At 46.1% G+C, this 11284-nt stretch carries 9 protein-coding genes and 1 pseudogene; 5 read left to right on the top strand and 5 right to left on the bottom strand.

Features of this window, described 5'->3' with window-relative positions; all coding sequences use genetic code 11:
• Positions 1 to 2: 2 nt before the first annotated feature.
• The 4 genes and pseudogenes from A6301_RS19135 to A6301_RS19150 all read right to left on the bottom strand — a co-directional run.
• Positions 3 to 986, bottom strand: coding sequence for a substrate-binding domain-containing protein (locus tag A6301_RS19135; protein ID WP_215483210.1), 984 nt, complete (start codon positions 984 to 986; stop codon positions 3 to 5).
• A 24-nt stretch (positions 987 to 1010) separates the two neighbouring features.
• Positions 1011 to 1841 (bottom strand): DeoR/GlpR family DNA-binding transcription regulator, encoded by an 831-nt coding sequence (locus tag A6301_RS19140; RefSeq protein ID WP_107168017.1) that lies wholly within the window; start codon positions 1839 to 1841, stop codon positions 1011 to 1013.
• Between the two features lie 558 nt (positions 1842 to 2399).
• On the bottom strand, positions 2400 to 2759 hold the full coding sequence (yacL, locus tag A6301_RS19145; RefSeq protein WP_025919395.1) for a protein YacL: 360 nt from the start codon (positions 2757 to 2759) through the stop codon (positions 2400 to 2402).
• 165 nt (positions 2760 to 2924) lie between these two features.
• A pseudogene (locus A6301_RS19150) lies at positions 2925 to 3667 on the bottom strand (IS3 family transposase); the annotation flags it as partial.
• A gap of 981 nt (positions 3668 to 4648) precedes the next feature.
• On the opposite strand from A6301_RS19150, the gene A6301_RS19155 reads away from it, so the two are divergent.
• The 3 genes from A6301_RS19155 to A6301_RS19165 are packed head-to-tail and all read left to right on the top strand — an operon-like array spanning position 4649 to position 6964.
• Positions 4649 to 5563 (top strand): TauD/TfdA family dioxygenase, encoded by a 915-nt coding sequence (locus A6301_RS19155; protein ID WP_215483211.1) that lies wholly within the window; start codon positions 4649 to 4651, stop codon positions 5561 to 5563.
• Between the two features lie 10 nt (positions 5564 to 5573).
• Positions 5574 to 6386 (top strand): TSUP family transporter, encoded by an 813-nt coding sequence (locus A6301_RS19160; RefSeq protein ID WP_215483212.1) that lies wholly within the window; start codon positions 5574 to 5576, stop codon positions 6384 to 6386.
• A 2-nt stretch (positions 6387 to 6388) separates the two neighbouring features.
• Positions 6389 to 6964, top strand: a complete 576-nt coding sequence (locus A6301_RS19165) for a GNAT family N-acetyltransferase (RefSeq protein ID WP_215483213.1) — start codon at positions 6389 to 6391, stop codon at positions 6962 to 6964.
• Positions 6965 to 7213: 249 nt separating this feature from the next.
• On the opposite strand, the gene acnB is transcribed toward A6301_RS19165, so the two are convergent.
• Entirely contained in the window at positions 7214 to 9811 is a 2598-nt protein-coding gene (gene acnB / locus A6301_RS19170) for a bifunctional aconitate hydratase 2/2-methylisocitrate dehydratase (protein WP_107168015.1), read from the bottom strand.
• A gap of 443 nt (positions 9812 to 10254) precedes the next feature.
• On the opposite strand from acnB, the gene A6301_RS19175 reads away from it, so the two are divergent.
• Both A6301_RS19175 and A6301_RS19180 read left to right on the top strand, forming a co-directional pair.
• The gene (locus A6301_RS19175; RefSeq protein WP_107168111.1) at positions 10255 to 10761 is read left to right on the top strand and encodes a DUF3060 domain-containing protein; all 507 of its coding nucleotides are present in this window, start codon (positions 10255 to 10257) and stop codon (positions 10759 to 10761) included.
• Between the two features lie 116 nt (positions 10762 to 10877).
• Entirely contained in the window at positions 10878 to 11189 is a 312-nt protein-coding gene (locus A6301_RS19180; RefSeq protein ID WP_234258509.1) for a metalloregulator ArsR/SmtB family transcription factor, read from the top strand.
• Positions 11190 to 11284: the final 95 nt, after the last annotated feature.

Genomic DNA, 11284 nt, shown 5'->3' on the forward strand with positions numbered 1-11284 from the left:
GTCTACAGCCCCATTTCGATCAGTTTTGGCAGATTGGCTTTATCAAGGCTTTCGGTATTGTTGCCAAGAATGGTACGCGCCTGTGCATCCACATTGACCTTACCCAATCCCTCAATCGTCATACCGTCTGTAATCGGCTGATTCTTCTGCATCATGTCGGCCAACCGAACAAACACCTCGCCCGCCGTTTTCGGGTTCCAGATATAGCCGCCTTTGATGGCACCCCGGTTTACCAACGTGGCACCTTGTCCAGGGCTAAACGCACCAATCACGCAGATCTGATCGGTTTTATTACGGTTCATCACCGCACGTCCTGCTCCAATTGGCCCTTGTGAACCAAAGGCCATGATGCCTTTAAGATCGGGGTATTTAGACATCAGCTCGTTACTGGTACGGATAGACCCATCCAGCGATTCACCGACGCCAAACTTATCGGTTACCAACTGCATTTTTGGATAGTGTGTTTTTTGATATTCCAGCGCGGCATCGGTCCATTCCTGATGTAAAGGCACCGTCAGGCTCCCTACATACATGGCGTATTTGCCTTCCTCTTTCATGCAGGCAGCCAAGGCTTTCATATGGTTAATACCGTGGGTCGGCGCATCCACCAGCTCAAAGTCCCAGTCTGCATATTTCTGACCAGGAGATTCATGCACCAGAACCTTAATGCCCGCCTCTTGTGCACGTTTAAGAACCGGTTCCAGCACTTTCGGGTCATTCGGCACGACGCCAATGATGTCCACTTTCTGTGCGATTAAGTCTTCAATGGCACGAACCTGTAGAGCGGGGTCAGCCGCAGTAGGGCCAACCTGCCAGGCATCAATACCGAGTTTGGCCGCTTCGCTTTTAATGCCCGCTTCCATTGCATTAAACCAGGGAATACCACCAATTTTGACGACGACGCCCATACGTAATTTCTCGGCGGCATCGGCGTGGGCTGAACTCAATAAGGCAAAGAGGGTACAGGCGAGGAATGTTTTTTTCATAATCTCTCCAGGGTGATGATCTTGTTAGTTATTAATTAACTGCATGGACTGGGGACGTTGCGAACAATCAATAATATTGACGCCGTTCCAGGCCAATTCCTGTGTTAGATCTTTGTCGTCCATTTTGTCGGTAATAAGAAAATCCACATCACGGTAATGGCAAATACGTGCAAAAGAAGGATGCAAAAATTTACTCGCATCCATCAGCAAATATTTCCTTTCTGAAGCCAATAACATCTGCTGTTTCAGGTGTGCTTTATTTTCATTTCCTTCACGTAAATAACCATCATTACCCAAACTGCTACAGGAAAAGAAAATTTTATTAATCAAAAACTCTTTTAACGGCTGTTCTGCCACTACACCATTAAAATCTTCATCACGATCGGAATATTCTCCACCCAGACAGATTGTGCGAATATTCCCTTTCGGTGCCAACGTCTGTACCGTTCGTAGTGAATTAGTGATTACCGTTAATTCTATATCGGGTAATTGTCGAGCGAGAAACCAGCATGTGGTACTACTGTCGAGTAATAAGCAGTCTCCCACACTAATAAAATCCAGCGCACGTTTAGCTATCTGCATTTTTTGCGAAATATTTTCATTCGTGCGCTGGTGAAAAGTTAATTCATACTCATTATTCTTATTTATATTATTTATTATATTTCCCTGGTGCTTTTGCGCTAATACTGCACCGCCGTGACTCCGCAATAACATACCTTTCTTTTCTAAACTGGCTAAATCACGGCGAATCGTTTCCTGAGAAACCTGTAACAAACTCACTAATTCTGCCACCAGCACGCGGCTATTCAGGGTTAATATTTCCATTATCCGCCGCTGACGTTCAATCGGTAGCATGATGACCTCCTGTGTTAATAAAGTAATGGATAGAGGGATCGAAAAATGTGCACTGCGCGAGAGTAACAAGGGGTAAAATTGGCAGTTTTAATTAAGTGACATGAATCAAATAAAAATGAAACCAGATAAAAACAACCATTAACTATTGTGATTAAATTCACATTTAATGCCGTTATACGCCATTTTTTTTACCGACATCCGAATCAAGAAAAAATAGCGACAGCGCACCACAATGACCGAATATGACCGAGTTTGTGTATTTGACCGTTTCATCTTGTTTCAGTTCTGTTAACAAATTATTTTCCAATCTCAGTTTTCTCACCGGAGAAAGCGGTACGTGCAGGAGGCCAGGAAAGGGGAACATGAGATCGCGGAACTTAATCATTGGTAATAAGACAGGAAAGCGTGCCCGCCAGTCACCCCGACAGAACGTGTCGCTTTATAAGCAGGGGGAAAAACACCACTCGTCTGGCGGGTGGTGTTATAAACGTTCGATTTATCAATAATATCGTCTTACAAAAACGATCATGTGACCAAACGATCTCGTAGCTAAAACCATCAATGCAGGACAAACTCGCGGTACTTTTCCACCAGCGTCAAAAAGTCATCCAAGCCGCATAGCGACAGGCTCTCTTCGTCGTAATAACTCATGCCTTCTTCCAGCTCATCCGTGGTGAAAGACAGCTGATTCGCCTGCACCATCACTTCTTCTTCATCCAGCAACAGCGTGTATTCGTGACCCACGCGCCGCCACTGCCGTTCGCTGCCAGCAACAGAACGCGCCGCTTCTTCAACGTCAGTTAATACCGTTAGCTGGCCTTTCACTTCTTCATTGAACCAATGCCCGATCGCCTCATGTCCCATCGACATACGAACGATGACCTGGCCCGTCACATCCCGCAAAAATTCATAGTCCATGATGCCATCCTCACTGTGATGTTTCTTCTGTTCAGTTTAGTCGCCTATATCAATCAACGTTTATTTCAGATAACGACCCACAACATAAATGCAGCCAACACATCTCAAATTTGTAGCATGGCGGATATAGCATAGTGATCCTACCCACGTAATGTGGACACAGCCCTAAGTGAGGTTCTGGTTTTCAAACTGTTCCGGGCTGAGTCCGCCACAGGCACTGTGGCGACGCCAGCGATTGTAATCGCACTCGATATAATTAAACACCGCTGTTCGCATTATTTCCCCGCTGGCAAAGTGCTCACCGTGGATACATTCCACTTTCAGCGAGTGGAAAAAGCTTTCAGCACAGGCATTGTCGTAACACCATCCCTTTGCGCTCATACTGCCTCGTAGATTATGGCCTTTCAGCATGGCCTGATAGTTTGCTGAACAACAATACTGACCGCCACTGTGAACAATGAGGTTTTGAGGACGTTTTCATCGCCACAGTGCCATGTGTAGTGCATTACATGCCAGCGTCGCCGCCATTCTCGATGACATCGACCAACCGACAACGGCACGCCACCACAGGTCAATCACCACCGCCAGATACAGCAACCTTCACCTATACGTAAGCACTTGATATTTAATGACAATTTTTGATTCGGACCGCTGGCGATAACATCTTGCTTTAGCAGATTTTCAGACACTGGCAGGCCGTGGTCCCAGTAGCTGACCGGGCTGTACTTCCGGGTGGCTTTTGCCCGTAGCCCCTGACGGCGCAGGCTGGCAGCAATGGTTTTCACATTATATTCCGGTAGTTCATCAGCCAGTCGTGGTGCATCGTACCGCTGTTTGGCGTTATTGAATGCCTTGCTGACGGCATCATCGCAGACCAGCCGGAATCGCTGACGCGAGTTAACCTGATGGGTGAACACATCGCGCCAGGGATTGTATCCATTATTCATACGCCAGGTACGACATCAAAACCTAAAGGCGTGATGATTCGTGATGAAGCCGTCGGACTACTTGTCGATAACGTCATGAAACGTTTGCCGCAAATAATTCGAGTTTCAGGACAAAAAAGCCAAGGCGTTTTTGAACAGCGCTGCCGACGCACACAACTTGACGTATGACGTGACGGGTATATGAAAAGTAATAAACTCTACGGGAGTGAGGCTGTCCATAATTCTGCATAACTGTGATCGTATTAAAGATGATCGCTCAGGCGACCACCTAACTCGATACTAAAACGACTTATACAAGCCGACAGTTCTTGCTTCTTGCTCCATTTTTTCTAGGCTATTGGTGTCACCAGATAAACAGCCTTTTCGCATCGGCTTCCCCGTCGGGAACACCTTGCGTTTTTTATAGTGGCTCGGAACACAGGGTTAAGTGACTTCTACAGCATTCGTTGTGTCTACTTAGTTAACCTCAAAGCTCAGGTTTCGCAACATCTGAAAGAGATCGTGAATTCGGGGCATCAGAAAATCCGCTATTTCTGGTAGGCGTGTTGAGAGAAAAATTGAAAACCACAGGTAGTTTCAAAATAGCGATCAAACCTATCTGATATTCATAATAGTTATTTATTCCATAACAATATATACAATTCATTGACAATGGGATAAAAAACAAACCATTCATGCTTACATAAAATTTACTTTGTGTATTTTGTGTAAGAAAAATTAAAATCTCATTAACAATTTAATTTAAGTGATTTATACTGGATTTCTCAGGACTACTTGATAAGCCTTAAATCTATAAGGTATAAATTATCGCGTATATCTCTGTACGAATGCGAATATTATTTATATATCGATCCGAACATGGGATATTCTGTACATGTTATTTTTATGTACACTAAGGAAGCATAGCGATAGTTTAATGGAAGAGTTAATACGGATAATAATATGAGAAATGGACCTATACTCTCAAGAGCTGACAAAATTCGCAATGTACTACCTATACCTCCTGATGAATTTAGGAAACAGCTGAATGAAAAGTGTTATGTTATATGGAAATTACCATATTTCAATGTAGGAAATATTACTGAAACTCCCATGACTCCATCTGATGTAGATTATATAGAGTCAAAAAATATAGATTTATATGCCGCCTATCTCTCTGCGCATTTTGAAGCTGGTTTATGGCCTGTGGTTTATCAGGGTGAAAATGATGGACATTTAATTCGTCACGTTTGCCCAATGATATCATCAGGAAATAAGATTAGCTCACAGGGAGCAAAATATGACTTTTACCCACATGTAGACAATCCAGATCTTTCCATAACTGGAGAAAAGTCATCTAAAAGACTAGGTAATTGCCCAGATACTTTAACCTTGCTGTGTTTACGTAAAGAACATGGCGTCAATACAAGTTTACTCAAACTCGACCAAATTCTTTCTATACTTCCCCCTGATATCAGAGATATTTTAGCCAAACCGCTTTTTAAAGTCAGGAGACCAGAAAGTTTTTCAAAATCTTCTTCGGTCGAAGGCGTTCCTATCACTGTAAATGAAAAAGGAGTCTGGTATTCACGCTTCGATTGGCATAATACTATAGGTATGACACTGGAAGCTGAAGCTGCTTTGGAAAAGCTACGATTTATTACACTTGAGCGCGATCTCTGGTTTGATGTCCCACTAGAACCTGGTGATGCTGTTACCTTCTTAAACCAAAGAACTATGCATACACGAAATGCTTTTGAGCCACGTTTTGACGGTACAGATCGATGGCTTCTTAGAATATTTGGCATGAAAACGCGTCCACCAGAAACACAACTACTTAATCCCACTAATTGCCTTCATCATTTACGCACTCTATAATGGTATATATATGTTTGATTTAGCTAACACCTCAATGTTTATTGAGGGAAGCGTGATTGCAAAATATCTTATTCTTGGAGTATTCCTGTTAGTTGTCGCCTCATTTATTGCTGGATATATCGATGCAATAGCAGGCGGGGCTGGATTAATTCTGATACCTGCTTTTATTCTCACAGGCTTGCCACCCCAGCTTGCATTAGGTCAAGAAAAACTTGTGAGTACAATTGGAACAATCGCCGCTATTAAAAATTTCGTAAAGAACAAATCTGTTATCTGGTCAGTCGTTCCTGCAGGGCTACTCTCAGGATTGGCAGGAGCGTATGTTGGTGCGAAGGTAATTCTATTACTTCCTGCAGAAACTCTTTCTCTAATAATTGTTGCTTTATTACCAGTTGGATTAATAGCAGCAACAATTAAAGGGAGAATAAAAGAATCAACAGAAAGAAAAGCTAAAACCAATTTTTTGGCAATTTTTTCCATCTGTTTTATTGTTGGTTTCTATGATGGTTTTTTTGGGCCAGGTACAGGTAGCCTTTTTATCATTTCCCTAACTGTGGTAAATAAATTCGGATTACTACAAGCTTCAGCAACAAGTAAAATTTTCAATTTCTCATCAAATATTGGGGCGTTTGTTGCTTTTGCTATTGCAGGGAAAATGGCTTATCTAATTGGTATTCCGATGATTCTAGCCAGCCTTCTTGGTAACCACCTCGGTAGTATGCATGCTATCAAGACAAATGGAGAAATAGTACGTAAGGTTCTTTTTGTCACTGTTGGAGCAATGATGCTGACACTTTCAGCAAAATATTTTATAGGTATTTAACTATGACTATTAAAATTGAAAATATAAATATTCATCTTGCAAAAGAATCCGATATTCCGGAAGTAAAAGAACTACTTGAACGCTATCACGCCAAAAACCTTGAAGGTAAGCAACGGGAAAATGGTTTCGTAACGACAGATATGACAGAGCAACAACTGAGCAAACTGTGCGAAACTGAGCAAGGTGTTGTTATTGCGACAGATAAGACTAACAAAAAAGTTGTTGGACTCCTCTTAGGAGCATCATGGCAATTCCTGAAACCGTGGCCTATGTTCGATTTTATGGCTAGTATACTGAATGACTTTACTTTTCAGGGGAAAAAGCTAGATGCTGAAATCTCATATCAGTATGGTCCAATTTGCATTACTGAAGAATATCGTAGTTGTGGTATTGGTGAGTTGCTCTTAGCTTATCAACGACAAATTTTTGCAGATCGGTATTCTGTTATTGTTACATTTGTAAACGTACTCAACCCTCGTTCTTATGCCTTCCATGTACGTAATAAATTTGAAGATATTGGATTTTTCGAATTTAATGGTAATAAGTACCATATGATGGCATTACCTACCCTAGCGTAATATTTAGGCTCCGAGATATTTGGACTGCATCTTGCCAAGTTGGACACCCAGCCTAGTAACGTGCAGTTTTTTATAGAAAAACGTAAATATTCTTCTGAAACCAGACTAAGTGTAGTCAATCACTATCTTGTGCAACACAACGTACTACTGAATGTTTTGGGGTTAGCAGACAACGCCTATCAAGGTGCAGCACCACAAAAAAAGGAGGCACAAGGCCTCCTTCGGTGTAGAGATGCGAACTATAGCGAGTTAGACAGTCGTCTGGAAGATCACGCCATCTGCTTTCTCGGTATATTGACCTAACTGGTCAAAATTCAGATAGCGATAGGTGTCCTGCGCGGTTTTATCCACCTGCGACATGTAGGTCTGATACTCTTCTGACGTCGGCAAGCGACCCAGCAGGGAAGCAACCGCAGCCAGTTCAGCAGAGGCCAGATACACGTTGGCACCGGTTCCCAAACGGTTCGGGAAGTTACGGGTCGAGGTAGAAACCACGGTAGAACCGTCAGCCACACGCGCCTGGTTACCCATACACAGCGAACAACCTGGGATCTCAATACGCGCCCCGCTCTTACCAAACACGCTGTAGTAACCTTCTTCTGTCAGCTGCGCGGCATCCATTTTGGTCGGCGGCGCAACCCACAGGCGGGTCGGCAACTGGCCTTTGTGACTATCCAGCAGTTTACCTGCCGCACGGAAGTGTCCGATGTTGGTCATACAGGAACCGATAAAGACTTCATCGATCTTCTCGCCCTGCACGTCAGACAGCCAGCGCGCATCGTCTGGATCGTTCGGCGCACACAGGATCGGCTCTTTGATGTCAGCCAGATCGATGTCGATCACCGCCGCATACTCAGCATCGGCATCCGCTTCCAGCAGTTGCGGATCGGCCAGCCATTTTTCCATGCCCTGAATACGGCGCTCCAGCGTACGGCGATCGCCGTAACCTTCAGAGATCATCCACTTCAGCAGCACGATGTTGGAGTTCAGATACTCGATGATCGGCGCTTTATCCAGCTTGATCGTACAACCAGCCGCAGAACGTTCCGCGGAGGCATCGGTCAATTCGAACGCCTGCTCGACTTTCAGATCCGGCAGACCTTCGATTTCCAGAATACGACCAGAGAAAATGTTCTTCTTACCTTTCTTCTCAACGGTCAGCAGACCCTGCTTGATCGCGTACAGCGGAATCGCGTGAACCAGATCGCGCAGAGTAATGCCCGGCTGCATTTTGCCTTTGAAACGCACCAGAACGGATTCAGGCATATCCAGCGGCATCACGCCCGTCGCGGCAGCAAACGCCACCAGACCGGAGCCCGCAGGGAAAGAAATACCGATTGGGAAACGAGTATGGGAGTCACCACCCGTACCGACGGTATCCGGCAGCAACATACGGTTCAGCCAGGAGTGGATAACACCATCGCCCGGACGCAGCGATACGCCGCCACGGTTCATGATGAAATCAGGCAGCGTGTGGTGCGTGGTCACGTCAACCGGCTTCGGATAGGCGGCAGTGTGACAGAACGACTGCATCACCAGATCGGCGGAGAAACCGAGACAAGCCAAATCTTTCAGCTCATCACGAGTCATCGGCCCAGTGGTATCCTGTGAACCCACAGAGGTCATTTTCGGCTCGCAGTATTCGTCAGGACGAATGCCCGCGACACCACAGGCACGACCCACCATTTTCTGCGCCAGTGAGAAGCCTTTTTTGCTGGCTTCAACCGCTTTGGAAATACGGAAAACATCGCTGTGCGGCAAGCCCAGTGACTCACGCGCTTTAGACGTCAGCCCACGTCCGATGATCAGCGGGATACGACCCCCCGCGCGCACTTCATCCAGCAGTACATCGGTTTTCAACGCAAACGTTGCCAGTACTTCATTGGTATCATGACGGCGTACTTCACCTTCATACGGATAGATGTCAATCACATCACCCATATTCAGATCGTTAACGTCGACTTCGATCGGCAACGCACCTGCATCTTCCATGGTGTTGAAGAAGATTGGCGCGATCTTGCCGCCCAGCACCACACCACCACCGCGCTTGTTTGGAACATGAGGAATGTCTTCACCCATGAACCACAGCACGGAGTTGGTCGCCGATTTACGCGACGATCCTGTACCGACAACGTCACCGACGTACGCCAGCGGGAAGCCTTTCTTGTTCAGTTCTTCGATCTGTTTGATCGGGCCTACTGCACCAGGCTGATCGGGATCAATACCTTCACGGGCGTTTTTCAGCATCGCCAACGCGTGCAGCGGAATATCAGGGCGCGACCAGGCATCAGGTGCCGGAGACAGGTCATCAGTATTAGTTTCACCAGTGACTTTAAAGACGGTAACGGTAATTTTTTCCGCCAGTTTCGGGCGGGACAGGAACCACTCGGCATCAGCCCAGGATTGAATGACTTTCTTGGCGTGCGCATTGCCTGCTTTCGCTTTTTCTTCCACATCATAGAAGTTATCAAACATCAGCAGCGTGTGGGACAACGCTTCAGCGGCAATCGGAGCCAGCTTGTCGCTATCCAACGCATCAATCAGCGGATGGATGTTATAACCACCCTGCATGGTACCCAGCAGCTCGATCGCTTTTTCCTGGCTAACCAAGGGGGAAGTGGCTTCGCCTTTCGCGACGGCAGCCAAAAAACCGGCCTTCACATAGGCGGCTTCATCAACACCGGGGGGGACACGGTTAATCAGCAGATCAAGCAATGCTTCTTCTTCGCCTGCCGGGGGATTCTTGAGTGACTCAACCAGCGCGGCCATCTGCGTGGCATCTAACGGTTTAGGAACAATCCCCTGCGCAGCCCGCTCGGCTACGTGCTTACGATATTCTTCTAGCACGACGTTCTCCTCGCTCTCATTGTCTTCATTATGCCGGCGCTCTTGTTCCCAATTGTGGTGTCCATGCCTGGGTGTCAGCGTGTGGATGTAAGGTAGTAGAGTGTCCGGTCCAGCCTCGTCAGCATATCAGGATTTGAATTGATTGTTAATTCGTTCACATAATAGCAACATTAATTTTTATTCAACTGCGCTATGTGCCAAATATCACTATCGCTGAAAAATACCGACATCAGCAGAATAGCATGTCCCTGACGGCGCACACTAACTATGCTGATTTAACCATAAAATATCTGGGCTTTTAACAACATAACGTGATTAAGCATCGTCTAAAAACGCCGCGATAATCAGAATGTTCGCAATAGAGTCTGAATAAGTGTTAACAGATGATAGGAGCTCCCACGGCAACGATGCTGGATTGCTTCATTGATAATAGGAAGGACGCCATGAGGGTGAAACGGTATCTACGCGTGGTTTCTGCCACACTTTTGGCGTTAAGCGCATCGGTCTATGCCGCCCCTATCGAATTGGCGGGTCTCGCTTTAACGCGCGATATTCCTTGTAATGGCAATGATGTCACTATTTCGGGCAATGGCAACCGCATCGTGCTGACAGGGAAATGTGCCAATATCTACATCAATGGTTCCGAGCACAATGTCACATTTGATACCGCCACATCCCTTACCGTGACTGGCTCCGAGATAGCCGTTACAGGCCAGTCAACCGGTGACCTGACCGTCGCCGCATATAAGAACGCCATTCACACTCATATCATTACTGAAGATAAGCCAGTAAAGGTGACGGTGACGGGTACGGAACATCATCTCGATTTGGATTTTAACGGACCTGCGGTTGTCTCTTTCAATGGCATTAGTAACCACCTCACATGGGGCGGAACAGAACCCCGACTCTCCTCTAGCGGTGCCAATAACGTCATCAAACAAAAACCCTAGCGTGCATTTTTTCTCTGATGTTATCAGTCAAGTCGGGGGAGGAATGCGGCAATGATATGGTAGACTCAATACATTAGGCATCACTAAATTAGCCAGTAACGCAGGGTGGAGTGAAGATGACGTTGAGCAATTCAGATCGGGAATTCATGCGGGACGGCGCGGTAAAAGCCGCAGCGCTACTGCGCGCGATTGGCAACGAAAACCGGCTGCTGGTGCTTTGCCTGCTTATCGAACACGGTGAAATGTCAGTGGGTGCGCTGCTTGAGCATATCCCGCTTAGCCAGTCCGCTCTCTCGCAACATCTGGCGAAAATGCGTGAGGAAGGGTTGATTAGCTATCGTCGTGAATCTCAAACGCTGTACTACCGCATCGAGAATCATGACGTGGAGAAAATCGTCGCCACCTTAAAAGGCATTTTCTGTCCTTGATAGCGGCAACGGCACGCAGGTGGCGGCCAGTGATGGCACGCAATAAAAAACGCCACGGCACAATGGCACCGTGGCGCTCGCGATTCAGTATGACG

It is taken from the genome of Pectobacterium sp. IFB5596 (genome assembly GCF_021432585.1).
Lineage (GTDB): Bacteria > Pseudomonadota > Gammaproteobacteria > Enterobacterales > Enterobacteriaceae > Pectobacterium > Pectobacterium punjabense.

Coding starts and splice junctions, on each gene's coding strand:
- A6301_RS19175 (WP_107168111.1), top strand. CDS start 10,255: ATGAGGGTGAAACGGTATCTACGCGTGGTTTCTGCCACACTTTTGGCG.
- yacL (WP_025919395.1), bottom strand. CDS start 2,759: ATGGACTATGAATTTTTGCGGGATGTGACGGGCCAGGTCATCGTTCGT.
- A6301_RS19140 (WP_107168017.1), bottom strand. CDS start 1,841: ATGCTACCGATTGAACGTCAGCGGCGGATAATGGAAATATTAACCCTG.
- A6301_RS19180 (WP_234258509.1), top strand. CDS start 10,878: ATGACGTTGAGCAATTCAGATCGGGAATTCATGCGGGACGGCGCGGTA.
- A6301_RS19165 (WP_215483213.1), top strand. CDS start 6,389: ATGACTATTAAAATTGAAAATATAAATATTCATCTTGCAAAAGAATCC.
- A6301_RS19160 (WP_215483212.1), top strand. CDS start 5,574: ATGTTTGATTTAGCTAACACCTCAATGTTTATTGAGGGAAGCGTGATT.
- A6301_RS19135 (WP_215483210.1), bottom strand. CDS start 986: ATGAAAAAAACATTCCTCGCCTGTACCCTCTTTGCCTTATTGAGTTCA.
- A6301_RS19155 (WP_215483211.1), top strand. CDS start 4,649: ATGAGAAATGGACCTATACTCTCAAGAGCTGACAAAATTCGCAATGTA.